The sequence below is a fragment of the Roseixanthobacter psychrophilus genome, assembly GCF_043195195.1.
Lineage (GTDB): Bacteria > Pseudomonadota > Alphaproteobacteria > Rhizobiales > Xanthobacteraceae > NCEH01.
On record NZ_JBAFWT010000006.1, the window covers coordinates 52,220 to 77,246 of the forward strand.

General features: G+C 63.8%; 23 protein-coding genes and 1 tRNA gene. 15 read left to right on the top strand and 9 right to left on the bottom strand.

What is annotated here, in order from left to right:
* Positions 1 to 46 precede the first annotated feature (46 nt).
* Genes V5F77_RS08295 through V5F77_RS08315 form a run of 5 tightly spaced genes read left to right on the top strand, consistent with a single transcriptional unit; the run spans position 47 to position 5,087 of the window.
* Entirely contained in the window at positions 47 to 427 is a 381-nt protein-coding gene (locus V5F77_RS08295) for a 4a-hydroxytetrahydrobiopterin dehydratase (RefSeq protein WP_429004877.1), read from the top strand.
* A gap of 7 nt (positions 428 to 434) precedes the next feature.
* The gene (locus tag V5F77_RS08300) at positions 435 to 1,742 is read left to right on the top strand and encodes a formylmethanofuran dehydrogenase (RefSeq protein WP_429004878.1); all 1,308 of its coding nucleotides are present in this window, start codon (positions 435 to 437) and stop codon (positions 1,740 to 1,742) included.
* Positions 1,739 to 3,388 carry a formylmethanofuran dehydrogenase subunit A gene (locus V5F77_RS08305; RefSeq protein ID WP_429004879.1) on the top strand — a complete coding sequence of 550 codons (1,650 nt, stop codon included), beginning with the start codon at positions 1,739 to 1,741 and terminating at the stop codon, positions 3,386 to 3,388. Before V5F77_RS08300 ends, V5F77_RS08305 begins: the two co-directional genes overlap by 4 nt.
* Positions 3,385 to 4,284 carry a formylmethanofuran--tetrahydromethanopterin N-formyltransferase gene (fhcD, locus tag V5F77_RS08310; protein ID WP_429004880.1) on the top strand — a complete coding sequence of 300 codons (900 nt, stop codon included), beginning with the start codon at positions 3,385 to 3,387 and terminating at the stop codon, positions 4,282 to 4,284. The genes V5F77_RS08305 and fhcD overlap by 4 nt, the downstream gene beginning before the upstream one ends.
* On the top strand, positions 4,281 to 5,087 hold the full coding sequence (locus V5F77_RS08315) for a formylmethanofuran dehydrogenase subunit C (protein ID WP_429004881.1): 807 nt from the start codon (positions 4,281 to 4,283) through the stop codon (positions 5,085 to 5,087). The genes fhcD and V5F77_RS08315 overlap by 4 nt, the downstream gene beginning before the upstream one ends.
* 9 nt (positions 5,088 to 5,096) lie before the next feature.
* Here V5F77_RS08315 and V5F77_RS08320 read toward each other — a convergent pair whose 3' ends face one another.
* Both V5F77_RS08320 and V5F77_RS08325 read right to left on the bottom strand, forming a co-directional pair.
* Entirely contained in the window at positions 5,097 to 6,410 is a 1,314-nt protein-coding gene (locus V5F77_RS08320; RefSeq protein ID WP_429004882.1) for a PAS domain S-box protein, read from the bottom strand.
* 122 nt (positions 6,411 to 6,532) lie between these two features.
* A complete protein-coding gene (locus V5F77_RS08325; protein ID WP_429004883.1) occupies positions 6,533 to 7,570 on the bottom strand; it encodes a glycosyltransferase family 2 protein in 1,038 nt (345 codons plus the stop codon).
* A gap of 192 nt (positions 7,571 to 7,762) precedes the next feature.
* Between V5F77_RS08325 and gatB the strand changes: the two genes are divergently transcribed.
* Positions 7,763 to 9,262: an Asp-tRNA(Asn)/Glu-tRNA(Gln) amidotransferase subunit GatB gene (gene gatB / locus V5F77_RS08330; protein WP_429004884.1), complete on the top strand. Its 1,500-nt coding sequence runs from the start codon at positions 7,763 to 7,765 to the stop codon at positions 9,260 to 9,262.
* A 42-nt stretch (positions 9,263 to 9,304) separates the two neighbouring features.
* Positions 9,305 to 9,799 carry a hypothetical protein gene (locus tag V5F77_RS08335; RefSeq protein ID WP_429004885.1) on the top strand — a complete coding sequence of 165 codons (495 nt, stop codon included), beginning with the start codon at positions 9,305 to 9,307 and terminating at the stop codon, positions 9,797 to 9,799.
* Positions 9,800 to 9,840: 41 nt separating this feature from the next.
* On the opposite strand, the gene lipB is transcribed toward V5F77_RS08335, so the two are convergent.
* Entirely contained in the window at positions 9,841 to 10,578 is a 738-nt protein-coding gene (lipB, locus tag V5F77_RS08340) for a lipoyl(octanoyl) transferase LipB (RefSeq protein ID WP_429004886.1), read from the bottom strand.
* A 170-nt stretch (positions 10,579 to 10,748) separates the two neighbouring features.
* Here lipB and V5F77_RS08345 point away from each other — a divergent pair.
* Positions 10,749 to 10,833 (top strand) — tRNA-Leu (locus tag V5F77_RS08345).
* A gap of 170 nt (positions 10,834 to 11,003) precedes the next feature.
* Here V5F77_RS08345 and V5F77_RS08350 read toward each other — a convergent pair.
* On the bottom strand, positions 11,004 to 12,275 hold the full coding sequence (locus V5F77_RS08350) for a polysaccharide deacetylase family protein (protein WP_429004887.1): 1,272 nt from the start codon (positions 12,273 to 12,275) through the stop codon (positions 11,004 to 11,006).
* Between the two features lie 95 nt (positions 12,276 to 12,370).
* Positions 12,371 to 13,165: a polysaccharide deacetylase family protein gene (locus V5F77_RS08355; protein ID WP_429004888.1), complete on the bottom strand. Its 795-nt coding sequence runs from the start codon at positions 13,163 to 13,165 to the stop codon at positions 12,371 to 12,373.
* Positions 13,166 to 13,351: 186 nt separating this feature from the next.
* On the opposite strand from V5F77_RS08355, the gene mgtE reads away from it, so the two are divergent.
* The 4 genes from mgtE to V5F77_RS08375 all read left to right on the top strand — a co-directional run bounded on the left by mgtE (position 13,352) and on the right by V5F77_RS08375 (position 19,311).
* Positions 13,352 to 14,761: a magnesium transporter gene (mgtE, locus tag V5F77_RS08360; protein WP_429004889.1), complete on the top strand. Its 1,410-nt coding sequence runs from the start codon at positions 13,352 to 13,354 to the stop codon at positions 14,759 to 14,761.
* 64 nt (positions 14,762 to 14,825) lie between these two features.
* Positions 14,826 to 17,045, top strand: coding sequence for a putative bifunctional diguanylate cyclase/phosphodiesterase (locus V5F77_RS08365; protein ID WP_429004890.1), 2,220 nt, complete (start codon positions 14,826 to 14,828; stop codon positions 17,043 to 17,045).
* A gap of 178 nt (positions 17,046 to 17,223) precedes the next feature.
* Positions 17,224 to 18,396 carry an isovaleryl-CoA dehydrogenase gene (locus V5F77_RS08370; RefSeq protein WP_429004891.1) on the top strand — a complete coding sequence of 391 codons (1,173 nt, stop codon included), beginning with the start codon at positions 17,224 to 17,226 and terminating at the stop codon, positions 18,394 to 18,396.
* 114 nt (positions 18,397 to 18,510) lie between these two features.
* Positions 18,511 to 19,311: a YdcF family protein gene (locus V5F77_RS08375; RefSeq protein ID WP_429004892.1), complete on the top strand. Its 801-nt coding sequence runs from the start codon at positions 18,511 to 18,513 to the stop codon at positions 19,309 to 19,311.
* Positions 19,312 to 19,375: 64 nt separating this feature from the next.
* Here the strand turns inward: V5F77_RS08375 and V5F77_RS08380 are convergent, their stop codons facing one another.
* Entirely contained in the window at positions 19,376 to 19,681 is a 306-nt protein-coding gene (locus V5F77_RS08380; protein WP_429004893.1) for a DUF3253 domain-containing protein, read from the bottom strand.
* 222 nt (positions 19,682 to 19,903) lie between these two features.
* Between V5F77_RS08380 and V5F77_RS08385 the strand changes: the two genes are divergently transcribed.
* The 3 genes from V5F77_RS08385 to V5F77_RS08395 are packed head-to-tail and all read left to right on the top strand — an operon-like array spanning position 19,904 to position 21,303.
* Entirely contained in the window at positions 19,904 to 20,032 is a 129-nt protein-coding gene (locus V5F77_RS08385) for a hypothetical protein (protein ID WP_429004894.1), read from the top strand.
* A 45-nt stretch (positions 20,033 to 20,077) separates the two neighbouring features.
* On the top strand, positions 20,078 to 20,767 hold the full coding sequence (locus V5F77_RS08390) for a glutathione S-transferase family protein (RefSeq protein WP_429004895.1): 690 nt from the start codon (positions 20,078 to 20,080) through the stop codon (positions 20,765 to 20,767).
* Positions 20,764 to 21,303: a DUF1489 family protein gene (locus tag V5F77_RS08395; protein WP_429004896.1), complete on the top strand. Its 540-nt coding sequence runs from the start codon at positions 20,764 to 20,766 to the stop codon at positions 21,301 to 21,303. The genes V5F77_RS08390 and V5F77_RS08395 overlap by 4 nt, the downstream gene beginning before the upstream one ends.
* A 172-nt stretch (positions 21,304 to 21,475) precedes the next feature.
* Here the strand turns inward: V5F77_RS08395 and sseA are convergent, their stop codons facing one another.
* From sseA to V5F77_RS08410, 3 genes are all read right to left on the bottom strand, one after another.
* The gene (sseA, locus tag V5F77_RS08400) at positions 21,476 to 22,321 is read right to left on the bottom strand and encodes a 3-mercaptopyruvate sulfurtransferase (protein WP_429004897.1); all 846 of its coding nucleotides are present in this window, start codon (positions 22,319 to 22,321) and stop codon (positions 21,476 to 21,478) included.
* A gap of 35 nt (positions 22,322 to 22,356) precedes the next feature.
* Positions 22,357 to 23,388 (bottom strand): cysteine synthase A, encoded by a 1,032-nt coding sequence (locus V5F77_RS08405; protein ID WP_429004898.1) that lies wholly within the window; start codon positions 23,386 to 23,388, stop codon positions 22,357 to 22,359.
* An 82-nt stretch (positions 23,389 to 23,470) separates the two neighbouring features.
* Positions 23,471 to 24,916: a cryptochrome/photolyase family protein gene (locus V5F77_RS08410; RefSeq protein ID WP_429004899.1), complete on the bottom strand. Its 1,446-nt coding sequence runs from the start codon at positions 24,914 to 24,916 to the stop codon at positions 23,471 to 23,473.
* Positions 24,917 to 25,027: the final 111 nt, after the last annotated feature.

The following is a 25,027-nucleotide window of genomic DNA, read 5'->3' on the forward strand; positions in this document are numbered from 1 at the left end:
CCGCAGCGTCTTGAACGGGATACCCCGCTGAAGGAGGCGCGCGACCATGCCTGTCGATCGCAAGACCATCTATTCTCAAGACGAAATCACGCGCCGCCTCACCGAAGAGCTGCCCCAGTGGCGGCTGGAGGAGGGCTGGATCCGCCGCACCTACCGCACCAATAGCTGGAAGGGCACGCTGATGGTTATCAATACCATCGGCCATCTCGCCGAGGCGGCCTGGCACCATCCCGATCTCACCGCCTCCTATGCCTGGGTCGAGGTACGTCTCATGTCCCACGATGCAAAGGGCATCACCGCCCGTGACTTCGCCTTGGCGAAGAAAATCGAGGACGTGGTGCTGTGGCAGCCGGGGGCCGAAGAGGGTGGGCCGCTCGCGGGCACGCCAAGGGACGACCTGCGCTTCGCTTATGTCAAATATGACTGATCCAGCCATGGAGACGGGAAAAGCGCGCACGGTGAAAGACCTCGTCTGTGGCTTCTGCGGCCTTGGTTGCGATGATCTGGTGGTGAGCGTCGAGGGCCGGGCCGTGCGGCCGCGCAGTGCCTGTCCCGAGGCTGCGGCCCTGCTTCGGCGCTCGGGCGGCATTCCGCCCGTTCCACGTGTTGGTGGCCGTGAGACGGATCTGCACGAGGCATCGGCCGTGGCCGCCGCGCTTCTGTCCGCGAGCAGGTCAGCCGTCTTCTCCGGCCTCGGCGCGGATGTTGACGGGCTGCGCGGCATTTTCAACCTCGCCATGCGCTTCGGCGCAAGCTTCGACCATGCCGCATCAGTCGGCCTGTTCCGCAATCTCGAAACCCTCCAGCGGCGTGGCTGGATCGCAACGACGCTGGCGGAAATTCGCAATCGTTGCGACCTGCTGGTGGTCGTGGGCGACGACCCGACACATGACTTCTCGCGCTTTTTCGAGCGTGCCCTCCCAGCGCGTCCCAGCGAGGCAACCTCCGCTGACGAGGCTCCCTTGTTCATCGCCGGGGCCACTTCGCGCCGTATTGTCTTCCTTGGTGAGCTGGCCGGCCCGATGGCGCGAGCGTCGCTTACGGCGCATGGGGCCTCGCACATTCCCGTACCTGCCGCTTTGCTTGCTGATGCCGTTGCAGCGCTGAACGCCTTCGTGGACGGGCGCCCTGCGACGACCCTGGCCGGTGCGTTCGACGGCGCGTTGGGCGCAGCGCTCAGTGAACTGGCCGGAGCCCTGAAGAGCGCACGCTATGGCGTGCTGACATGGAATGCAGCTCGCCTGGAGCCGGTCGAGGCTGAGCGCACCATTTTCCATGCCGCCGCAATCGTCGCACGGTTGAACCAGACCACCCGTGCCGCGGTCTTCCCGCTCGGCGGGCGGGACAATCTCATCGGGGCCCACCAAGTTGCACTGTGGCGGTTCGGCTATCCGCTGCGCACGCTGGTTGCGGCGGGCGAAGCCCAGCACGAACCAAGCCTTTACGCCACGTCTCAAGCTGCGCGCGATGGCGACCTGCTGCTGCATGTCAGCGCCTTTCGCCCCGATCCGCCAGCCGCGTTCAGCGGCGGCCCGGTGATCGCGCTTTCTCATCCCGAAACCGAGTTCGAGCGAGAACCGGACGTCTTCATCCCCGTGGGCACGCCCGGCATCGACCATGCAGGCCAAGTGTTCCGCATGGACAGCGTGGTGTGTCTGCCGCTGGAAAAGCTCCGAGAGGCCGGCTTGCCGAGCGTGGCGCAAGCGGCCCGGGCGATCCTGCAATCGGGGAGGTCGGCATGAGAGTACGCATCGCCGACGGGCGCATTTTCGACCCCGCATCCGGAAACGTGGACGCGGTTGGCAATCTGTTGATCGACGATGGCCGGATCGTTGCCGACGATCCGCATGTGCGTGCTGACGAAACCCATAATGCCTCAGGCTGCATCGTCATGGCGGGCGGCATCGACCTGCACAGCCACATCGCCGGCGGAAAGGTGAATCTCGCCCGCCTGCTGATGGGCGAGGATCGCCGCGCCAATCCCGAGCCGGTCGGCGCCTTTTGCGGCTGTGGTGGTGGCAATGCGGCGCCAACTACCCATGCCACGGGCTGCCGCTATTCACAGATGGGCTATACCGCCGTTTTCGAGCCGGCCGTGGTGGGCGCCAATGCCCGCCATGCCCATCTTGAGATGGCCGACATCCCGAACATCGACACCGGCGGCTTCCTGGTGCTCGGCAATGACGATTTCCTGCTCCGCCTGATCGCCATGGGAGAAGGCCAGACTGCGATCAACGACTATGTCGCATGGATGCTGGCGGCCACGCAGACGTGCGCAATCAAGATCGTCAACCCCGGCGGCATCTCGGCCTTCAAATTCAACGCCCGAAGCCTGGACCTGGACGAGGTCGGCCCTTTCTACAGCCTGACCCCGCGCCGGGTGCTTCAGACCTTGCAGAGGGCGGTGACGGAACTGGGCATTCCCCATCCCATCCACCTGCATGGCTGCAACCTCGGCGTGCCCGGCAATGTTGCGACCACACTCGCCACGATCGGCGCGACCGAAGGTTTTCCCCTTCACCTCACCCACGTTCAATTCCATGCCTATGGCGCGGAAGGGGATCGCCGCTTTTCCTCCGGGGCGGCGGAAATCGCGGCTGCGGTGAATGCCAATCCCCATATCTCCGTGGATGTGGGGCAGATCATGTTCGGCCAGACGGTCACGGCCTCGGCCGACCTGATGGCGCAGTATCGCAATCACGGGATTGCCGATCCGAAAAAATGGATTGGCATGGATATCGAGTGCGATGCCGCTTGCGGCGTGGTGCCGTTTGCCTATCGCGACAAATCTTTCGTCAATGCCCTGCAATGGGCCATCGGCCTGGAACTCTTCCTGCTGATCGAGGACCCCTGGCGGGTCTTCCTGACCACCGACCATCCCAACGGAGGCCCCTTCACCTCCTATCCGCATCTGATCCGCCTTCTGATGGACCGGGATTTCCGCGACGCGCAACTGGCGCGGATTCACAAGGCGGCACGGGCGCATACCAACCTTGGCCTGTTGAAGCGTGAATACACGCTGGAGGAGATCGCGATCGTCACCCGCGCCGCACCAGCGCGCACGCTCGGCCTGAGGGATCGCGGCCATCTTGCCCCAGGGGCAATCGGGGATGTGGTGCTCTACGAAGATACGGCGGACCGCGAAGCCATGTTTTCGGCGCCCCGCCTGGTGCTGAAGGACGGGCGGACCATCGTGAGGGACGGGGAGATCGTGGAGCTTGTCCAGGGCCGCACTTATGCGGTGAAACCTCAGTTTGACCCGCTCATGGACAAGCGCATGGATCGCTGGTTCGACGAGGCCGTGGGCCTCAAGGCCAAGCATTTCCGCATTTCGGATGGGGAGATTCGGGACGGGCAGGGGCCGAATATCGTGGAGTGCGGCTCGTGAACATCAATGGCGTGGACATCCGCGACGGCTTTGCGGAAGCCTTCCCGATGGCGGGCACGCGACTGGTCATCACCGCCGACACCCCACGTTGGGTGCGCACCGCGGCCGTGTCTCTCACGGGCTTTGCCACGTCCGTGATCGGCTGCGGCTGCGAGGCGGCGATAGAAGGGGAGATCGCACCCGAGGATACGCCGGACGGGCGGCCGGGCGTCTCCGTTTTGATTTTCGCCATGTCACTGAAAGATCTCAAAAAGATCGTGCCGGCTCGGGTTGGCCAATGCGTCCTGACCGCGCCCACATCAGCCTGTTACGCGGGCCTCACGGACGGTGCGCGTGTGCCGCTCGGCCGGGCGTTGCGTTATTTCGGCGATGGACACCAGATTTCCAAGAGCTTCGATGATCGCCGCTTCTGGCGCATCCCGGTCATGGAAGGGGAGTTCGTGTGTGACGATGTCGTCGGCAGCACCGAGGCGGCGGTCGGGGGCGGAAATTTCTTGATTCTCGCGCGTTCGCGCGCGGCCGCGCTCAATGCGGCGGAGCATGCGGTGGAGGCGATGGGTGCGGTCAAAGGCGCCATCCTCCCGTTTCCCGGCGGGGTGGTGCGGTCCGGGTCCAAGATCGGCGGCAAATATGCCGGCATGATCGCCTCAACAAATGATGCCTATTGCCCGACCTTGCGCGCGAGCGTTGAGAGCGCGTTGCCGCCGGATGTCCAGAGCGTGCTGGAAATCGTCATCGACGGATTGTCGTCGGCTGAGGTCGCGGCCTCCATGCGGGCGGGCATCTCTGCCGTGTGCGCGCTCGGCGAGGCGCGTGGCATTGTTGCCATCGATGCCGGAAATTATGGCGGCAATCTCGGCCCATTCCATTTCAAGCTGCGGGAGCTGATGGCATGAGCGGTTATGAGCTGCATTTGCGCGGCCCGCTCGCCGCTCGGCTCAGTCTGGCGGGGCTGACGCCGGACGCTCTGGCCGGCCTCACCTTGGCCGAGGTGGAGCGTCAGCCCCTTGCTTACGGCACGGCGCGAGTTCCGCTGGCGGAGGTGTTCACAGTGTCACCCGCGCCAGACGGCGCGCTTTCGGTTTCCGGTGACCCGCGCCTGGATTTTGTCGGTGCCGACCTGTCGTCCGGGGTGCTCCAGGTGTTTGGCCCCGTCGGAGCCTTCGCAGGGGCGCGGATGACCGGTGGACGTCTGGCAATCTCCGGCGACACGGGCGAGGGACTTGCCAGCGGCATGACTGGCGGACGGATCACGGTGAAGGGCGAAGTGGGAGCGCGTCTCGGCGGTCCCCTGCCGGGTGAGCGCAGAGGCATGACCGGCGGCATCGTTGAGATAGCCGGAGACGTTGGGCCATTGGCCGGCACCCAGATGCGCGGCGGACTGGTGCTGATTTCAGGCCATGCCGGCGACAGCGTGGCGCGCGGAATGATCGCAGGCACCATCGCAGTTTCTGGCACACTCGGCGCGCAGGCCGGTGCCGATATGAAGCGCGGCACGTTGCTGCTGGCACAGGAGCCACACTTGTTGGCGCCCGGCATTGGCGATGCACGCGAACATGACCTCATCGCACTCCAGCTAATCGCCCGCCGGGTGCCGGAGATCGCTGCTCTATTCGGCGGCGCGCTTTCGGGGCGTGCGCGGCGGTATGTGGGCGACCGGCTCGTGGGCGGGCAGGGCGAAATGCTCTGGCTGCTTTGAGGAGATGCCTCAAGCCGCTGGCTTCTTCAGCTCCGCCAGTTCCTTGCGCAGCTTCTTGGTCTCCTCGAAGCGCGCGTTCACATCACGCACGCTGGAGACCATGCCTTCCACCTTCCCGTCGGCATTTTTCAGCAGCACGATGGTGAATTCGATCGAGAAACGCCGTCCGTCCTTGTGCAGGCCGGGCACCGCCAGCAGATCGCCGGCGCCATAGCGACTTTCGCCGCTGGCCACGGTCTGATGATAGCCTTCCCAGTGGCGGGCGCGGAACGGCTCGGGAATGATGATGTCGAGCGATTGCCCGAGCGCTTCCTGCTCGGAGAAACCGAAGATGCGCTCGGCGCCCGGATTCCACAGGATAATTGTCCCTTCCCGATCACTCGCCACGATTGCATCTGCATTGCTGGCGACCAGCGCTTGGGCGATGCGGTCCGGTGTGAGCGTGCCGGACGAGAAGGGGGCGAGCGTGGTCATCCCGGAGGCTTTCGTTTCGGTGGTCGGGTGCGCAACCGGGGCAGGGGTGGCAGAAGGGGCTTCGATTAGCTCTTCGACCGGCCCAAAAAATTCAAAATGGATGCGGTCGTGCGGGACACCCAGCTCTGCCAGTCCGGTCACGAATGTGCGCATGAACGAGAGCGGGCCGCAGATGAAATAATCAGCGTCCTGCAGTGGCGTGTTGTCCGCCAGCCAGTCGATTTCGAGCTGACCGGCACGGTCGAAATCGCGACCCGCAACGTCACTCTCCCGAGGGCGAGAATAGAATGTGGTGACGCGCAGACCGGGACGACGATCCGCAAGCGCCTTCACATGGGGCCCAAAGGCATGGGCCGCGCCATCTTGCGTGACATGAACGAAATGAGCCGGCACGCCCTCGGGCTGCGCGGCGAGCGCCTCCAGCATGCAGACCATGGGGGTGAGGCCGACGCCGCCGGAAAGCAGCACCACGGGCCTCATTTGGTCGGCGGGCAACAGGAAGCTACCGGACGGCGGCATAAGCTTGACCTGCGTGCCGGTCTCCGCCGCGTCATGGAGCCATTTCGAAGCTTGGCCTTGCGGCTCACGTTTCACCGAGACCCGATAGGTCTCGCCGTTCGCCTCGCCCGAGATGGTGTAGTTGCGCTTCATCGGCGCGCCATCGGAGGGTTCGATCAGCAAGGTAAGATGCTGCCCTGGCCTGTGACGGGGCACCCCGTTTCCGTCCACCGGGCGGAAAACGAACGACGTGATGATGTCGCTTTCGCGCGTACGGCTTTCAATGGTGAACGGCCGCCATCCGCTCCAGCTTTCTTCGATGCTACCGGCCTCTGTTGCAAGGTGTGGCATGGCTGGCGTTGCTCCCTTGGGCCTGTTGGTTCTACAGGCGCCGGTCCCGGCATCTGCGGCTTTTGTTCTGGTTTAATGTATGCCACGGACCGCGCCAAGGCGAGGCTGGACCTCTCCCGTCTTCACTTCGCGCGGTGTGACAGCCAACGCTTCAGGAAGGAGCGACGGGTTTTCCGCAGCGCCGAGGCCAGGGCCACGTGGAACGGCGCCTGTGCCTTGCGTACCTGCACCCTCAGCGCATTCAGCTCAGCGGTCCCAGCCCGCGCCCCCTCGACCAGTGAATCCAGGCTCGCAAGGACGCGGCGATAGGGATGAGTGCGCGCAAGATCGAGATAACGCGGCGCCGCGCGCCGGCCCGTGAAAGGCCTTACGGCGACTGGACCTTCCAATTGGGGAATATAGGCCAAAAGCAGTCGGTCCGGCCGCTGGAGCAGAAGGCCTGGCTCGTCCATCAGGGCGCGGGCGCCATCGATATGATGGGAGGCGGTGGACGCTTTATAATCCGGCCTTGCCCGCCAGCGGATGTAGCTGACCATGCATTTTGCCACCAACTGGTTGTCCGATCGCACGGGGAAATGCGCGAGATCGGCGGTAGCAAGAAGGGTCATGGGCTGCTCGGCGTGCCAGCGGCTGATGATATGGTTGCCGTCCGAGATCAGCGTCTCGGGATGGCCGGCGAAAGCGCCGGGGACGATCACCTTGTTGGCGCCCCGCGGCAGATCGAGCACATGGGTCAGGCGCGATAGGGGATTAGGGTCCGCCGCATCGTCGTCCGCATGCGGGAAATAATGGGTGACGGAGAACGCTCCGATGCGCGGCTCAGGAAGAGCGTTCAGCTCGGCTTCCAGCTTCGGGCGGTCGTCAATTGCGATGAACTCATCGGCATCGAGGGGAAAGATGAAGTCCCAGGCTTCGTCCTGCATCGCACGATGCATGAGGCCGGTGGTACGGCGCCCCTGATTGTAGGCAGCATGGTCCCCATCTTCCACCAGAACCACCGGCAGCCCTTCCTCCCCCAGCAGATCGAGAATGCGGCGGGTCGCATCGGTGCTGCCGTCGTCGATAATGTACATGCAATCGACGAAATGGCTGTTGTGGCGAACGAAGACCTCGATGATGTCCGCTTCGTCGCGTGCGAGAGTGACGGACGCCAGACGCATGCTTTTCCCTTCGCGCGATCGAACCGCTTCCGATTTGTCTGCGGCTTAGCACGGGCCGGGAAGGGTGGAAACGCTGGCGCACATATGAAGCTGATGTCTCCGCAATGCTCCCACGGTTGCCAGAGAGCGGCCTGCGGGAGTAGGGACACAGATGACCTGCGGCGCATGCCGCGCGATTTACGAAGGACCGCAATGACCGCTCACGTCCGACCCGCCGATGCAAGGAAGCTCATTCGTGGAGCCACGGGCGATTGGGAGGTGGTGATCGGCATGGAAGTTCATGCTCAGGTGTCTTCGAACGCCAAGCTGTTCTCCGGTGCCTCCACCGAATTCGGCGGCCCACCCAACGACCATGTGTCGCTGGTGGATGCAGCCATGCCGGGTATGCTTCCGGTTATCAACGGCGGCTGCGTCGCGCAGGCCGTGCGTACGGGGCTCGGCCTGAAGGCGCAGATCAATCTGCGCTCGGTATTCGACCGGAAGAATTATTTCTACCCGGACCTGCCGCAGGGCTATCAGATCAGCCAGTTCAAATATCCCGTCGTCGGCGAGGGTAAGGTTATCGTCGACTTGCCAGATGGTGAGAGCATCACGGTCGGCATCGAGCGCCTGCACCTGGAGCAGGACGCGGGAAAGTCGATCCATGATCTTTCTCCGACCCTATCGTTCGTGGACCTGAACCGCTCCGGCGTCGCGCTGATGGAGATCGTCTCCCGGCCCGATCTGCGCTCCTCGGAAGAAGCGCGGGCCTATGTGACCAAGCTACGCTCCATTCTGCGCTATCTCGGCACCTGCGACGGGGACATGGAGAAGGGTAATCTGCGTGCCGACGTGAACGTCTCCGTGCGCCGGCCCGGCGAGCCATTAGGCACGCGCTGCGAGATCAAGAACGTCAATTCCATCCGCTTCATTGGCCAGGCGATCGAGGTCGAGGCCCGCCGGCAGATTGAGATCCTGGAAGATGGGGGCAAGATCGACCAGGAGACGCGCCTGTTCGACCCCAACAAGGGCGAGACTCGGTCCATGCGCTCGAAGGAAGAGGCACATGACTACCGCTACTTCCCGGATCCGGACCTGCTGCCGCTGGTGCTCGACAAGGCCTTCGTCAGTGAACTCGATGCTGCACTGCCCGAACTGCCGGACGAGAAAAAGTCCCGCTTCATTCTCGATTATGGCCTGAGCACTTATGACGCCAGCATCCTGGTGGCGGAAAAGGAGACCGCCGACTATTTCGAGGCCGCTCTGACCGCCGAAGGCATCGTGCCGCGAAATGCCAAAATGGTCGCCAACTGGATCATGGGCGACCTGTCCGCTTACGCGAACACCGTCGGCCTGCCCCTATATCGCGTCCACATCACACCGGCACAGATCGCCGGTATCGTTGACCTGATTTCCGACAGCACCATCTCCGGGAAGATCGCGAAGGATGTGCTCGTCATTCTGCTTGAAGAGAAGAGCACCGAGCATCCGCGGGCGATCGTCGAATTGCGCGGCCTGAAACAGGTCACCGATATGGTGGCGATCGAGAAGGTGGTGGACCACATCATCGCCGCCAATCCCGACAAGGTTGCGCAGGTCCTGGCCAAGCCGACCATGCTCGGCTGGTTCGTTGGCCAGGCGATGAAGCTCTCGGGCGGCAAGGCCAATCCCCAGGCGCTGAACGAAATCCTCAAGAGCAAACTTGGAATCTGAAGCGCGCTGCATTTGGGCGGTGCGTCGGCTGGGGGCGATGACATGCGGTCTGCGGCGATTGCAGGGATTGTGTTGTTTGGGTTTGCGGCACCGGCGTGCGCCGCCGATGCGCCCAATATCATCGGGCTCTGGACGCCAACGGAACATTCTGGTTCCAACCTGACCGTCGCGCCAATGGACCAGATGCGCGTACAAGCCGACATGCCACAATTTCTCAGTGCGCCCGGCAACGAGGCTTGGAGCGTACGTATCGATACACAGAGCGGCCATGCGTTCGGCGGAGCTGTGATTTCCAAGGGCGGCAAGGAACAGATCCTCCTCGGGACCTTCCGCAGCGATGGCAAGCGCATGGTCTATGCGACCGATTTCAGCGTCGGCGACGGCGAGGCCAGCGCGGACCGCATGGAATTGTGCTGGATCGATACCGTGCCGAACTATATCGCGGTCGCCTGTACGGTCTATGGACGCGCCAAGGCGGACGGGACCAAGCCTGAAGGGGCTCAGCCTGCCGCCTCGAATCCGGCGATGGGTAAATAGACCGACGCTTACGGCCCTTCACCGGCCGGGCCACGGTAGCGCTACACCAAACCCTGACCGGGACGGGTCGCGCCAAAGACCTCTTCGAAGGCAACGCGCAGAACGCTGTCCACCTCCGGCAGGCTCGCGAGCTGGCCGAGATCTTCCATGCTGGTCACGCCGTGCTCCCGCACGCCGCACGGCACGATGCCGCCGAAATGGGTGAGGTTGGGAGCAATGTTCAGGGAAATGCCGTGGAAGCTGACCCATTGGCGCACGCGAATGCCTATGGCGGCGATCTTTTCCTCGCGGCCGGGGCGCGCCACCCATACGCCCACCCGGTCCTCGCGGCGCTCCGCCCGGATGTTGAAAGCGGCAAGGGCGGCGATCAGCCAGGTTTCCAGTGCGCTCACATATTGGCGCAAGTCCGCGCTGCGCCGCTTGAGGTCCAGCATCACATAGGCGACCCGCTGCCCGGGGCCATGATAGGTGAATTGCCCGCCGCGCCCGGTCTCGAAGACCGGGAATCGCGCATCGATCAGATCTTCGCGCCGGGCGCTCGTCCCTGCGGTGTAGAGCGGGGGATGCTCCAGCAGCCACACCAGTTCCGGCGCTGTGCCAGCCGCGATGGCCGCGACACGGGCCTCCATGGCCGCCATGGCCTCAGGATAGGGCACCAGGGAATCACTGACGCTCCATTCGACAGGCGGCGCATCGGCGGCACGAGGCAGGAAGGTCGTGGCCAGCGTCGAACGGGGTGCGGGCGCGGAGAGCGGCATGGCAGATGGGGGCGCGATCATGGAGGCTTCATACATCTTCGAAGGCGCGCGGGAGACACGCCATCCACAGGCTACATATAGTTGGCGCACGAACCACTGTTGAGGCCTTGTGGCGCCGGAGTCGATCTGTTAGACGATGGCCCCCGGCGCCACGCACCTTAGGGTTAGCGGGCGCCGAGCCATCTCTGACTGCGGTCGTGGCGGAATTGGTAGACGCGCTAGCTTGAGGTGCTAGTGGGGAGACCCGTGGAGGTTCGAGTCCTCTCGTCCGCACCAGAAGATGGGGCCGCAAAGGCCGACGCAAAACGGCGCCCTCGGGCGCCGTTGTCGTTTCTGGGATGGCGCCCGAGGGCGCCTGCGTCCCTTTAGGGGCAGCGGGCGGCGTGCCTCGCGTCATGCGATTCAAGGAAGCCGTGCGGCGCGCGGGGGTAGACGCCCCCAGCACGTCACTGCGTGGGCCGCATCTCCTTCGGGAGGATGTCGGTCAGGATTCGCGGCCAGGAAAAGCTAAAGGGTTGCTCCACCGGGGCCGCCCGTACCGGCGCCACGGTGGACGGCGCGGGGGCGGGCAGAGGCACATGCGCCGCCGACGTGTTGCTGGTGACAGCCGTGGCGGCCGTCGCCGGACGCGCGGATACGTTCACGGGCTTGGGCTGAGCAGTGGCCGGCTTGACGGCCTCCGCCGCCTGAGGTGCCGCACCAGCGGCAGAAGCAGCTCGTGCTGGCGTCGGCAGGGCCGCGACGGCATCAGGTCCTTGGCCATAGATCATGTGCACCACGCGAAACCCGCGCGCCTTCAGCTCCTTTAACAAGGTCGGCAGCATGACCGCGGTCGAGGGCTGGATGTCGTGCAAGAGCAGGATGCCGGACCCGCGTGCTTCCAGGCGATCAAGCGCGCGCTTGAGCACCTCGTCGGGCTTCAGGTGCATCCAGTCGTCGGCGACCAGATCGACGCTGAACACCGCAATGCCATGCTCCTGGGTGTAGGCCTCGTAGAACTTGGTCCGACCAAGCCCAGGGAACCGGAAGAACGGCACCGTATGCGCGCCAATGGGTGCAAGACCCGCATTGACCGAGGCAAAGCCCTGCTCGATCTCGGCAATACCAGCCGGCTGCTTCAACTTCGGAAAAATCAGGGGGTGTGTCTGGCTGTGGGTGCCGATGGTGTGGCCCGCTTCGTAAACCTGTTGCAGCACGCTCGGATAGGCGTTGGCCATGCGCCCGACGATAAAGAACGTCGCCTTCACACAATTTGCGGCCAGGGTGTCGAGCACGCGATGCGTCATTGGAGGCAGGGGCCCATCGTCAAACGTGAGGATCACCTCACCTTTTTCCAAAGGCACCGTCTGGTGGTACTGGAGGCGACCGAGCAAGGGAGTCTGCTTCGGGTCGATCTTGACGATGCGCGAGGTGCCGAGCGCATCTGGATTGCCCGGGCAGGCTTCCCCCGGCTTAACGGCAGCGGAGAGCGCATAGTTCGGGTGAGTCGTTGCCGCGGCCGACGCGGCAATCGCCGGGACCGGCTTCTTTGGCACTGCGGGAGCTGCCGGAGCTGCGGAGCCTTCGGGAGCAGTCTGCGAGGGGACGGTTGCGGCGGTCGACGCGGGGGAGAAGATCATGTGCGAGGCGGAACCGGCGTCTCCTGTCGGCTGATCGCTGGCGGCCTGCGCCAGCCCCGCCATGGCAACAATGACTCCCGAAAGGAAAATCGACCGCATTCCCATAACTCTCGTGACACCCGGAAGGGTGGATCCCAAGGATCGAAGGTGACGCACCGCCAGTTTCGAGTCGCCACCCGAAGATCCGGTTAACCTCAACGGCCGGAAGATCGTGTCGAAGCCGGGACGATATGCACGATGTGATAGCCGCGCTCGGCTAAAGCCTGCAAGAACGCCGGAATCATGGCTGCGGTGTAAGTTTTCGTATCATGAAACAGAATGATACCGCCGCCAGCCGCATCTAGGCGCCCAAGAATAAGGGCAAGTTCTTGCTCCGGCGTCATTTTGTTCCAGTCGCTTGCCCAAAGATCGGCACCGAAGACAGAAATGCCACGCTTCTCCAAATAAGCGAGAAGTTCCGGCGACGAGGCAAATCCAGGAAAACGGAAAAACGGAACGCGCGGCACAGAATTCGGAGCGCTATTGCCGTAAGCAGCGGCTTCGTCGGCGGAAATTCCGCGCTCGATTTCTGCAACAGCGGCATCGAATGGCAGGCGAGCGAGCGTCGCTTCGGGATGGGTCATGGAGTGATGGGCAATGGTGTGCCCCTCCGCGAGCGCCCGCCGCACCAGTTCAGGCCGGGCCCGCGCATTCTCGCCGATCAGGAAGAAAGTCGCGCGTACGCATTGTGCTTTCAAGGCATCAAGAACCGCTGCCGTGGTCTTTGGCCATGGACCGTCATCGAAAGTCAGCACCACCTCCTTCGGCTTCAGATTGAGGGTCTGGGGAAACGACTTGGTGCCAACCCGCACGCCTTCCGGCACTTCCATCACCCGCGTCGTGCCGAGCGCGGAGGGCCGCCCAGGACAGCCTTGGGCTGCCGCCGCAAGCGGAGTTAAATGCAGAGCCATGGCTCCAATCGCCAAGCCCAAGACGGTACGGATGCTCATGAAATGGATTTTCCTGCAGGAGCGTTTGCGTTCCCGCGCTCGCATGCCTAGAAGCGCGTAGACGGACACCCGGCGACACGCTGCGGCTTCCGCCTTCAACCAATAGCAAGCGAGAAACGGTTGGTCAGGTTGGCGGCAACCTAGGCCGAACCCGTGCCGCTTTCCAGCCATGACGTGGGGTGAACGATGCGCGAGGACGGTTCCGCTGCGACCGACGAAGTCGCCCCCCTTTCCCCGCGCGACGGCGAGGGTGCCATTGCTGCCTCGTTCCTGGCCGGTGTCCGCCATGCCTTAGCAGTTTCCAACGCAGACCAACTACGTGCACTAATCCGCGGCCTGCACGAGGCGGACCTCGGCGACCTCATCGAAGCCCTAGACCAGGACGAGCGCCCGAAGCTGATCGAACTTGCGGGAGGTGAGTTCGACTTCACCGCTCTTACAGAACTGGACGAGACGGTACGCGTCCAGATCCTCCAGGCGCTGCGGCCATGGACGGTCGCCGAAGGCATCCGCGATCTCGATTCGGACGATGCCGTCTATATTCTTGAGGATTTGGAGGAAGACGAGAAGGCGGCGATCCTCCAGCACATTCCCGCGCCCGAGCGGGTCGCGCTGCAACGCTCGCTCGATTATCCGGAGGAGAGCGCCGGCCGGCGCATGCAGACGGAGTTCATCGCGGTCCCGCCCTTCTGGACCGTCGGGCGCACCATCGACCACATGCGCGAGACCGACGACTTGCCCGAGACATTCTACGAGGTCTTCGTCGTCGATCCCGCCTACCGGCTCATCGGCTCCGTGCCCCTGGACCGGCTGCTGCGGACCAAGCGGGCGGTGCTCCTGACTGCCGTGAAGAGCGACCAGCGCCACGTGGTCAAGGCATCCGAGGACCAAGAAGAGGTCGCTCGCATGTTCGAACACTACAATCTCGTCTCAGCGCCGGTCGTAGATGATGCGGGCCGGCTGGTCGGGGTCATGACCATCGACGACGTGGTGGACGTGATCCAGGAAGAGGCGGACGAGGACCTGCGGGCCATGGCCGGCGTCGGCAGCGACGAGGAGCTTTCAGACACGGTGGCCTACACGGCCCGCGGCCGGTTGCCTTGGCTGGTGGTCAATCTTGGGACCGCATTCCTCGCAGCTTTCATCATTGGCCTGTTTTCCGCGACAATTGAGAAGATGGTGGCCTTGGCTGTGCTCATGCCCATCGTTGCATCCATGGGCGGCAATGCGGCCAATCAGACCATGACGGTGGCAGTGCGTGCACTGGCGACCAAGGACATCAGCTCGCACAACGCGCGGCGCGTCGTTCTCCGCGAGGTTTTGGTTGGTTTGGTAAACGGCTCGGTTCTTGCGGTTCTTCTTGGCGTAATCGCCTCCGCCTGGTTTGGGAATATCCAACTCGGCGGCGTCATCGCAAGCGCATTGGTGATCAATATGCTGGCGGCCGGACTGTTCGGAATCCTGGTTCCTCTCGCCATCTACAAGCTCAAATTGGATCCAGCGGTCGCCTCCGGCGTCTTCGTCACCATGGTTACCGACAGCGTTGGCTTTTTCGCGTTTCTCGGCCTCGCGTCACTGTGGTTTGCCGGTACCTGACGGCCAGTCGGCTTCCCCGCTCTTGCACCCCGTCCCAAGGCGTAAGAAAAAGGTCGAGGGCGACATGTGGTCGATATCGCGGCCTTTTTACGGCCTCAGCCGGGAGGTTCATATTCCTAGACGGGCGGGCGCCGCAGCGCGCAGCTTCACTATCGCGACGGTCGCAGCGGTGCTGATGGTCGTGGCTTGCCTTTGCGCCATCTTCGCGTTCGCAACCGCCAACAATGATCTCCGCGCGAGCGCGTTGGAACGGCAGACCGTGCTTGCTGCCCTGAGCGACCATGTCGATCTCATGAAGCGTACAGTGCGCCTCCTGGCCTCCGATCAGGAGATCGAAGCGCGTGTGAGGCAGCAAGACATCCGTTGGCTTCATGAGAAATTCGGTGCCGTTCTCAACAACCAGTTCGGTTACGAACGGACATTCCTTGTCGATGGCGACCAGCGTGTCATCACCGCTTCAACGCTCGGCAAGGAAACCGGTTCGCATCAGTTCGACGGTCTGCGCCCGGCCCTGGAACGCATGATTCACCTTTCCAAAGCGCATTCCGCTGACGCTCTGGGCGAGCCAATTTCGGGTTTTGTATCCACCCCGGACTTCGCGGGTCTCGCGGTGGTCCGGCTCCTTACCGTACCAGGCGGAGGCATGCTGCTTTTTGTCACCGTGGACCTTCTGGACGATTCCTTCCTCGGTGATCTGGCCCAGCGGGTTCAACTCGCTGGCTTCCGGATCTATTCCGGGACGCCGCAGAGCGGGGAGGGGAACTTCATCACACTCGTCAATCTGGTGGACGGCAAGCCGATTGAGCTTGCATGGACGCCGGAGCGACCTGGGGCCAGCGCCCTGCAGCGGATCGCACCGGTGATCGCGGGTCTTTCCTTGGTCTTGCTCGCGATTTGTCTGTTTTTGCTGATCCAGTCCTGGCGTACCAGCGCGGCACTCGCAGCCAGCGAGACCAATGCCAGGAAACTAGCGATGGAGGACTACCTCACGGGCCTCTCCAATCGCGCCGGCTTCTTCGGTCGCCTTGAGAAGCGGCTGGCGGTCCTTGACCCTTCCGAAGTCCTTACCCTCGCCTTTCTCGATCTCGACGGGTTCAAGGATATCAATGATACGCTCGGGCATGGCATCGGCGACAAACTGCTGTGCCTGATCGCTGCCCGGCTGCGCAAGATGCTTGGTGACCGAGGACTTGCTGCCCGGTTCGGCGGAGACGAGTTCGTATTTTATCTTACTTGTGCGAACCGTGGCGAGGCGGACCGGTTCATCGAAAATCTGCTGAATCTGATGCAGCAGCCGCTTTCCACCGAAGGGCATGACTTGCAGATCGGGGCGTCGATCGGCGTCGCCTATGCGCCCGAACACTCCACCGATGCGAGCGAGTTGATGCGACTTGCCGACATTGCGCTCTACCGCGCGAAGGCTGACGGGCGCGGGCTTGCGCGAACATTTGAACCTATGTTGGAGCAGGACATCCGCAACCGGCGCACCGTGGAACTTGAGCTTTCCGAGGCGATCGATCGCGGAGAAATGGCTCTGGTTTTCCAGCCGCAGGTCGATGTGGAGAGCGAACGTATCGTCGGTTTCGAGGCGCTGGTGCGGTGGGATCACCCCAAACGCGGTCGCCTGCTGCCAGAAACCTTCGTGCCCCTCGCGGAAAGCAGCAGGCTGATCTGCCGGCTCGACAATTGGGTCATGCGCCGTGCCTGCGAACTGGGGTGCCAACTCGACGATGTGACGATATCGGTCAACATGTCCCCGGTCAGCCTCCGGCAGGTCCATGTGGCCGACGTCATCCTGGGCATCTTGGCGCAAACTGGCTTCGAGCCCTCCCGCCTCGAGATCGAAATTACGGAAAGTGCGATCATCCGTGCCGACGCCGATGTGAATGCGGCGCTGCTGCACCTGCGCGAAAGCGGTGTCCGGATCGCGCTCGACGATTTTGGGACGGGGCATGCATCGTTGGTCCACATTCGTCGTTTCCCCGTCACGAAGATCAAGATCGATCGCTCGTTCATCTCCAACCTCGGGACCGAGCGCGACGCCGCGGCCATCGTCGAATATGTGGTGCGCCTCGGCCGGTCCCTGGGCATCGTTCTCACGGCGGAAGGCGTCGAGACGCGCGAACAATTGCGGTTTCTACGAGCCTTTGGCGCGCAGCAGGCACAGGGCTTCCTGTTCTCAGGTCCCATTCCCATTGAAGCCGCAGTGGCAATGCTCGCCGCGCAGAACACGCCTGGCGGACGGCCGAGATCACCCGGCAACCGCCGCAACGTCGAGGCGTGAAGCGCGCGATTCCTGTTGAATAAACGGCCATCCGTTTTATTCTGCGAAGGCCTTGCCGGTGCTGCGGCGCGCCGATGGGGCATATGCGTCCATGCCATCGGTTCAGCGCGCGTTCATCAAGAAGGTTACGGCGGCGTAGCCGCACAGAATGATCTTCGACGCGCCCGGGAGGAAAACCATGTTGCCCAACGCCCATCGCGGATTCGACTTCGATCTCGGAGAAACCGCCGACATGCTGCGCGATACCGTGCGCGCCTTCTCCCAGGACAAGATCGCTCCGCGAGCCGATGAGATCGATCGCACCAATCAGTTTCCTCGCGACCTGTGGCCCAAGCTTGGCGAACTCGGCCTGCTGGGCATCACCGTGGAGGAGGAATATGGCGGCTCCGCCCTCGGATATCTGGAACATGTGATCGCCATGGAGGAGATCAGCCGCGCGTCGGCGTCGGTTGGCCTGTCCTATGGGGCGCATTCCAACCTGTGCATCAACCAGATCCGGCGCAATGGCACCGATGCGCAAAAGCGCCGGTATCTGCCGAAGCTCATTTCCGGGGAGCACGTGGGCGCGCTCGCCATGTCTGAGCCGGGCGCCGGTTCCGACGTGGTGTCGATGCGGACCCGCGCGGAGAAGAAAGGCGACCGCTATGTGCTGACCGGCAACAAGATGTGGATCACCAACGGCCCCATTGCCGAGACGCTGGTGGTCTATGCCAAGACCGACCCGGGAGCCGGTGCGCGGGGCATGACGGCGTTTCTCATCGAGAAGGGTTTCAAAGGTTTCACGACGGCGCAGAAGCTCGACAAGCTCGGTATGCGTGGCTCAGACACCTGCGAACTGGTTTTCGAAGCGTGCGAGGTTCCCGAGGAGAATGTGCTCGGCGAGGTCGGGCGGGGCGTGAACGTGCTGATGTCCGGGCTGGATTATGAGCGCGCTGTCCTGGCAGCCGGGCCGCTCGGCATCATGCAGGCATGCATGGACGTGGTTTTGCCTTATGTCCACGAGCGCAAGCAGTTCGGCCAGCCCATCGGCACGTTCCAACTGATGCAGGGCAAAATCGCCGACATGTATGTCACGATGAATGCTGTGCGGGCCTATGTGTATGCCGTAGCGAAGGCTTGCGACCGTGGCGCCACCACCCGCGAGGATGCGGCCGGGGCCATCCTGTTCGCGGCCGAGAAGGCGACCTGGATGGCCCTTGAGGCGATCCAGACCCTGGGCGGCAACGGCTATATCAACGATTACCCCACCGGCCGCCTGTTGCGGGATGCCAAGCTCTACGAAATCGGTGCCGGCACCAGCGAGATCCGCCGCATGCTGATCGGCCGTGAGCTGTTCGAGAAGACCGCCTGAGGCCGGCTTCGCCGCAAAACCGGGGATGCGCGCGCACCGGCCGGAGTGCTTGCGCATCACGACCTTCGCGCTGGGCCAAGACTGCGCTATTGGCTTGGCTGAAGAGGAGCGCACATGGATGATTTTTATACGGTCGCGACGATCCTCGGTTTTTTCGCCTCGCCGTCCAACTTCTTGCTCCTGCTGGCCGTGTTCGGGGGGGTCCTGATGATGACGGGCCTGCGCCGGCCAGCGGGTCTCATTCTCGCTTGTGCCGTGCTCGGCATGCTCGTCACCGGATTCAGCCCGCTCGCCAACTACCTCGTGTCTCCACTGGAGGAACGCTTCCCCCCCTTCGTCCCCGACGGCAAACCGGTCGACGGCATCATCATGCTGGGTGGGGCGGAAGTGGCCGACGTGGCGATGGCACGGGGCGTCGTGGCAGTGAATGACGCGGCCGAGCGGATCATCGTCTTCTCCGCCCTGTCCCGCAAATACCCCGACGCTCGGCTGTTGGTGGCGGCTGGCTCGACCGCGCCCGACAGTATGACCTCGCCTGAAGCCGAGGCGGAGCGGCGGGCGCTCGAAGACGCGGGGGTCGATGTCTCACGCGTGACATTCGAGCAGCGCTCGCGCAATACCATCGAGAATGCACAGTTCAGCCGTGCCCTGGCCAATCCGCAACCTGGCCAGCGCTGGCTGCTGGTGACGTCGGCCTTCCACATGCCCCGCGCGATCGCCTGCTTCCGGGCGGTGGATTTCTCCGTCACCGCTTATCCCGTGGATTATCGCACCGTGCGGCCAGACATGCTGGACGCGCCATTTTCACGCGCGGCCCAGGGCCAGGACCTTACGGATATCGCAACTCGCGAATGGGTCGGTTTGGTAGCTTATTATCTCGCCGGCAAGACCAAGACCCTTTTCCCAGCGCCGTAGGTCCGTTTGCGGCGAAGGGGTGCCGCTCCCACCGTCTTCCAGCGATGGCTAGCAGTCTTCTGGGTCAATCCTCGCGCGGCAGACCGAGGCGGTAGACACCCCGGAAATCCTGCGGGTCAACGGGCTTTCCCTTGCGATAGATCACCAATCGCCCCTCAAGCGCCAAGCGTATCGCAACGCGGCGCACGGCGGGCAGAGCGCGCTGCCATTGGGCCTGCCCCATCAGGGCCACCGCCGCCTCCGCCGGCGCGATGGTCTTGGCTGGGTCCTGAGCGGCCAGCGTGAGGATCGCCCGGCCCACTTCTTCTTCAGAGGGGAGGGCCGCTTCCCCTGCGCCGTCCGGCGCCGTCGAGTTTTGCGCTTGGGTCATGGCCTGCTGTGGCATCGCCGCCAGTTTCACGCAAGCCCATCTTATCAGGCTCGATGGTGGGGGCAGCCATGCGGTTTTCCCGGGTGCGGCGCAGCAAGAGGGGCTTGCTCTTTCGTTAGGAATTTCTTAGGTATTGTGACAAGCAGGTGGCCGGAATGAGCCCTGCCGCTAGGTTCCCAAGCGGAATTCAGTGCTTTCTCTCATCAACCACAGACAGTCATCATGACCGTAAAAAGCGAACGATCCTGCTGGTGCGTCGCACGCACCGCCCTGGGCGTTGTTGTTGCAACCATTGCAGTGGTCTATCTCTTCGGCGGGTTCGATCCCGTCATCGTCGCTTCGATCCGCTGACGGCACGCGGCCCAGTCCCATAGGGTCCTGGGGAAAACAACCGCCATGCCGTTGAAGCTGATCATCGGAAACAAGAATTATTCCTCATGGTCGATGCGGCCGTGGCTTGCCTTGCGCTCCGCCGGCATCGCCTTCGAGGAGCAGCGCATCGCCATTGGAACGGATGCGTTCAAGGCCGCTCTGGCGCCTCTCGGCACCGCCGGCCGGGTTCCGGTTCTGGTGGATGGCGAGATCCCGGTGTGGGATTCCCTCGCCATCATCGCGCATGTGGCCGAAACCCATCCGAGCCGTCCGCTCTGGCCGACGCGTCCCGCCGCGCGGGCCTTCGCCCGGTCCGTCAGCGCCGAGATGCACGCCTCGTTCCACCACCTGCGCCGCCATCTGCCCATGAATCTCTGGCGTCCGGTGGAGCCGCTAGCCCTTGCCGAGGGTGTGGAGCGGGATGTCGCCCGCGTCACCGCCATCTTCCGCGAGGCGCGCCAGCGCTTTGGCGGCGGCGGGGATTTCCTGTTCGGCGCGTTCTGCGCGGCGGACGCGATGTTTGCCCCCGTCGCGACACGCCTGCGCACCTATGCGGTTCCGCTCGACGATGTGAGCGAAGCCTATGTGGCCGCGATCCATGCCCAGCCGGATTTCATCACCTGGAAAGCCGAGGCGCTGCGCGAAAGCGAGGTGCTGGCCGAAGACGAGGTGGATTGGCCGCAGGTCAAGCGGGAACCGGCCGCCACCGCATGAGCGCGAAATCCCCGGCCAAATCCGCAGTCTCCAAATCTCCCGCTGCGAAGGCAAAGGCATCGCCGGCCGCCTCGTCTGGGTCCGCCGTGGCGGCCGCCCAGCCTCTGCACCTCCTCAAGCTGTGCGTCGGCGCCGAATCGATCGAGGATCTGACCGACTGGATCGCCGAGCGCCTGGCCGACAAGGCGGCGCGCGGCCTGCCTGTGGAACACGGGCATATCACCCGCATGGTGCCCACCCGCACCGAGGAATTGCTCGGCGGCGGTTCGCTCTATTGGGTGATCAAGGGGGAGATTTCGTGCCGACAACGGCTGATCGACATCCGCCCGTTCGTCGATGGCGAGGGCATCCGCCGCTGCACCCTGGTGCTGGACCCACAGGTGGTGCGCGTGGCGCCGCGTCCGCACCGCCCGTTCCAGGGCTGGCGTTATCTCAAAGATGCGGATGTGGCCGCCGATCTCGACGCGGCGGGCAAGGGGGCGGCGGGCCTGCCGGCGGAGATGGAGCGCGAATTGCGTTCGCTCGGGCTGCTGTAAGCGGGTCGGACTCCCCTCGCTCTCTTCCCCCTCCCTAACCCTCCCCCGGCAAGCGGGAGAGGGGACAAGGCGGTGTCGCGGGAAAATCCTTGCGTCGCGCAGCGCCATCCGCTCCCTCTCCCGCTTGCCGGGGGAGGGCTGGGGAGGGGGCCTTCCGAGCGAGGGCCGAGCCTTATTCCGGCCCGGTGGCTACCGGCTTGCCGGCGGAAGCCCATTCCGCCCAGGAGCCGTCATAGAGCGCATGCGGGCGCTTGCCGATGCTGTCCAAAGCCAACCACAGGATGGCCGCGGAAACCCCCGAACCGCAGCTCGTGATGACTGGACGGGAGAGATCCACGCCGGCCTCTTCCAAAGCGGCACGCAATGCTGCGGGCTCGGCCAGATGGCCGTCCTTGACGATCTCGCTGAAGGGCAGGTTGAGGCTACCGGGGATATGGCCGGAAGCGATCCCCGCGCGCGGCTCCGGTGCCTCGCCGCGGAAGCGGGCGGCAGGACGCGCATCCAGCACCTGGCTCGTTCCAGCGGTCAGCGCCCGCTCCACCTGTGCGAGGTCGGCGATGATGGAGCGATCAAGCCGGGCCATGAAGGACGCGGGCGGGCGGGCGGAGACACCGCTCTCGGTGTCCCGCCCCTCGGCCATCCATTGCGGCAAGCCGCCATCGAGAATCATCACCTCTGCCGCCCCGAAGGCGCGGAACGTCCACCAAATGCGGGCCGCAGAGAACAGCCCGAGTTGGTCATAGACCACAATCCGCAGCCCATCGCCGATGCCCAGCTTGCCCACCGCCGAGGAGAAGGCGAGGGCGTCCGGCAGCATGTGGGGCAAGTCGCTGGACTGGTCGGAAATCGCGTCGATGTCGAAGAACACGGCGCCGGGAATGTGATGCTCCAGGAACTCCGCCTTGCCGTTGCGCCCGGTCGGCGGCAAGTGCCAGGAGCCGTCCACGATCACCAGATCCGGAGCGCTGAGATTGTCCGCGAGCCATTGAGTCGAGACGAGATACGGCGAGGAGGTCATGAAGGGCGTTCCGCGTTGAGGGAAGGGCGGTGGGATCAGACGAGAACGTTCGGGACCTCAGTCTTGCGCTCCAGCCAGCCCGGTACGGGAAGGTCCTTGGAACGCAGAAACTCGGGGTTGAACAGCTTGGACTGATAGCGCGTGCCGTAGTCGCAGAGAATGGTGACGATGGTGTGCCCTGGGCCCAGGTCCTTCGCGAGGCGGATCGCGCCGGCGACGTTGATGCCTGACGAGCCGCCGAGACACAGGCCCTCGTGCTCCAGCAGGTCGAACACGATCTGCACCGCCTCGGCGTCCGGGATCTGGTAGGCGAAGTCCACCGGGGCGTCCACGAGGTTCGCGGTGATGCGCCCCTGGCCGATGCCCTCGGTTATGGACGAGCCTTCCGCGTGCAGCACGCCGGTGGTGTAATAGGAATAGAGCGCGGCGCCGAACGGATCGGCCAGGGCGATCTTGATGTTGGGATTGCGCGCCTTCAGCGCCGTGCCGATGCCCGCCAGCGTGCCGCCCGTGCCGACCGCGCACACAAAGCCATTCACCTTGCCGTCGGTCTGATCGTAGATTTCAGGCCCGGTGGTGTCGAAATGGGCCTGGCGATTGGCGACATTGTCGAACTGGTTGGCCCAGACAGCGCCGTTCGGCTCAGTCTTGGCGAGCGTTTCGGCGAGCCGCCCCGAGACCTTCACGTAATTGTTCGGGTTGGAATAGGGCACCGCAGGCACCTCCACCAGCGTAGCGCCGGCGAGCCGCAGCATGTCCTTCTTTTCCTGAGACTGGGTCTCGGGAATGACGATCACGGTTTTGAAGCCGAACGGCGCAGCCACCAGCGCCAGCCCGATGCCTGTATTGCCCGCAGTGCCTTCCACGATCACGCCGCCGGGCTGAAGCGTGCCCTTGGCGATGGCATCCTGAATGATGCCGAGCGCGGCCCGGTCTTTCACCGATTGGCCCGGATTGAGGAATTCGGCCTTGCCAAGGATGGTGCACCCGGTCTCCTCGGACGCCTTCTTCAGGCGGATGAGCGGCGTGTGGCCGATGGATTCTACAAGGCCGTTACGTATATGCATGGAATAACCGGGCTCCAGATGGCGGGGCAAACGTTACCGAACGCTCCGGGGAGCGGCAACCGCCAACCCGTCGCATGGTCGTTCAGCCACCTTTGATCTGCGCGAAAGCCTCCAGAGCCCGAGCTCGCGCCAAGACATGATCCACGACAGGATACGGGTAATTGTGACCGAGCCTGACGCCGGCCTTCGCGAGCTCCGCAGGCGGAGCGGTCCAGGGTTTGTGAATCAAGGTTAAAGGCAATTGAGCGAGTTCCGGCACGAAGGTTCGCACATAAAGCGCGTCAGGATCGAATTTCTCACCTTGCAGGACCGGATTGAAAATCCGGAAATAGGGTGCGGCATCTACCCCAGTGCCGGCAACCCATTGCCAGTTGCCCGGATTGCTCGCGGGGTCGGCATCCACAAGCGTGTCCCAGAACCAGCGTTCGCCGTCGCGCCAATCCAGCAGCAGATGCTTCGTGAGAAAGGAAGCGGCGACCATCCGCACGCGATTGTGGATCCACCCTGTCTGCCAGAGCTGACGCATGGCGGCATCGATTATGGGATAGCCGGTCCGTCCCAGTTGCCAGGCTTCAAGGTCTGCCGGCGCTTCACGCCAGGGGAAGCCATCGAACGCAGCCTGCAGGTTTCGCTCGGCAAGATCGGGAGCTTGGTCGAGGATATGGTGATTGAACTCACGCCAATAGAGTTCCGCCTCGAACTTTTCGACATCGCGAAGGGGAATGTCGCTCGCTTCGCCTGCGGAATGGAGCGCCTGAAGCACCTGCCGGGGCGAAATTTCGCCCCAGCGCAGATGGGGGGAAAGGCGCGAGACATGCGCGCGCCCGGGATGGTCCCTCAATTCGCCATAGCCGCGCAGTCCGCTCGCAAGGAATTCCTGCAGCCTTATATGCGCGGCTGCCTCACCAACCTGCCACGTCGCCCTCAGTCCGCCGGCCCAATCGGGATGGCGGGGCTCCAGGCCCCATGCATCCAAGTCATCGCTGGCGACGTCATGCTGAAACGCGACCAGCTTCGATGGAGGAGGGAGAGCGGCCTTCAAGGTGCGCTCCTTGAGGGCCGCACGGTGAAAGGCCGAGAAAGTGCGGGGCAAGCTGCCCATGGCTGTAAGCACCGTCCCGAGCTCGTGCAGCAGGTGGCCGTTAAACAGGCGGGCCTCGCGATCCTGCCTGCGCAACGCGTCAGCAACCGCTTCGTCTATGCCGCGCTCCGCCTTGCCCGTGCGGCTGTTCAGGGCAATGAGGGCGGCTCCAAGCTCCTGCGCAAGGGCGGGAATGATGCGTTCCGCTTTGCCACGACGTAAAATCAAGCGGCTTCCGCTGCGTCGCAATTCGCCATCGAGCGCCTTGATCGACTGCGCGAGCCACCAGCGTGCCGCCCCGCCCAGCGCACGCCCTGCAGGGGGCTGGTCCTCCAGAATATAAACTGCAGCAACCGGCCGGCCGTCGCGGGCGGCGCAGGAGAGTGCGGGATTATCGCTGAGTCGGAGGTCGTCGCGAAACCAGACGAGGGCAGGGGAGGCGGGCATCACGTACCGTACAGAACCTTTTGGAGCGAAGCATGGCTGCCGCGGTGCGGCCGGCTACCCTTCGCGATTGCGAGAGCTATAGTCAGGCGATGTATCGAGGGGGAGGGCCGG

Excerpts from the sequence above, each read along its gene's own strand:
- V5F77_RS08300 (WP_429004878.1), top strand. The coding sequence starts at position 435 with ATGGAGACGGGAAAAGCGCGCACGGTGAAAGACCTCGTCTGTGGCTTC.
- V5F77_RS08325 (WP_429004883.1), bottom strand. The coding sequence starts at position 7,570 with ATGCGTCTGGCGTCCGTCACTCTCGCACGCGACGAAGCGGACATCATC.
- V5F77_RS08365 (WP_429004890.1), top strand. The coding sequence starts at position 14,826 with ATGTGGTCGATATCGCGGCCTTTTTACGGCCTCAGCCGGGAGGTTCAT.
- V5F77_RS08320 (WP_429004882.1), bottom strand. The coding sequence starts at position 6,410 with ATGCCACACCTTGCAACAGAGGCCGGTAGCATCGAAGAAAGCTGGAGC.
- V5F77_RS08410 (WP_429004899.1), bottom strand. The coding sequence starts at position 24,916 with ATGCCCGCCTCCCCTGCCCTCGTCTGGTTTCGCGACGACCTCCGACTC.
- V5F77_RS08380 (WP_429004893.1), bottom strand. The coding sequence starts at position 19,681 with ATGACCCAAGCGCAAAACTCGACGGCGCCGGACGGCGCAGGGGAAGCG.
- V5F77_RS08390 (WP_429004895.1), top strand. The coding sequence starts at position 20,078 with ATGCCGTTGAAGCTGATCATCGGAAACAAGAATTATTCCTCATGGTCG.
- V5F77_RS08295 (WP_429004877.1), top strand. The coding sequence starts at position 47 with ATGCCTGTCGATCGCAAGACCATCTATTCTCAAGACGAAATCACGCGC.
- sseA (WP_429004897.1), bottom strand. The coding sequence starts at position 22,321 with ATGACCTCCTCGCCGTATCTCGTCTCGACTCAATGGCTCGCGGACAAT.
- V5F77_RS08350 (WP_429004887.1), bottom strand. The coding sequence starts at position 12,275 with ATGCGGTCGATTTTCCTTTCGGGAGTCATTGTTGCCATGGCGGGGCTG.
- mgtE (WP_429004889.1), top strand. The coding sequence starts at position 13,352 with ATGCGCGAGGACGGTTCCGCTGCGACCGACGAAGTCGCCCCCCTTTCC.
- V5F77_RS08370 (WP_429004891.1), top strand. The coding sequence starts at position 17,224 with ATGTTGCCCAACGCCCATCGCGGATTCGACTTCGATCTCGGAGAAACC.
- V5F77_RS08355 (WP_429004888.1), bottom strand. The coding sequence starts at position 13,165 with ATGAGCATCCGTACCGTCTTGGGCTTGGCGATTGGAGCCATGGCTCTG.
- V5F77_RS08405 (WP_429004898.1), bottom strand. The coding sequence starts at position 23,388 with ATGCATATACGTAACGGCCTTGTAGAATCCATCGGCCACACGCCGCTC.
- V5F77_RS08335 (WP_429004885.1), top strand. The coding sequence starts at position 9,305 with ATGCGGTCTGCGGCGATTGCAGGGATTGTGTTGTTTGGGTTTGCGGCA.
- V5F77_RS08385 (WP_429004894.1), top strand. The coding sequence starts at position 19,904 with ATGACCGTAAAAAGCGAACGATCCTGCTGGTGCGTCGCACGCACCGCC.
- V5F77_RS08305 (WP_429004879.1), top strand. The coding sequence starts at position 1,739 with ATGAGAGTACGCATCGCCGACGGGCGCATTTTCGACCCCGCATCCGGA.
- gatB (WP_429004884.1), top strand. The coding sequence starts at position 7,763 with ATGACCGCTCACGTCCGACCCGCCGATGCAAGGAAGCTCATTCGTGGA.
- lipB (WP_429004886.1), bottom strand. The coding sequence starts at position 10,578 with ATGATCGCGCCCCCATCTGCCATGCCGCTCTCCGCGCCCGCACCCCGT.
- V5F77_RS08315 (WP_429004881.1), top strand. The coding sequence starts at position 4,281 with ATGAGCGGTTATGAGCTGCATTTGCGCGGCCCGCTCGCCGCTCGGCTC.
- V5F77_RS08395 (WP_429004896.1), top strand. The coding sequence starts at position 20,764 with ATGAGCGCGAAATCCCCGGCCAAATCCGCAGTCTCCAAATCTCCCGCT.
- V5F77_RS08375 (WP_429004892.1), top strand. The coding sequence starts at position 18,511 with ATGGATGATTTTTATACGGTCGCGACGATCCTCGGTTTTTTCGCCTCG.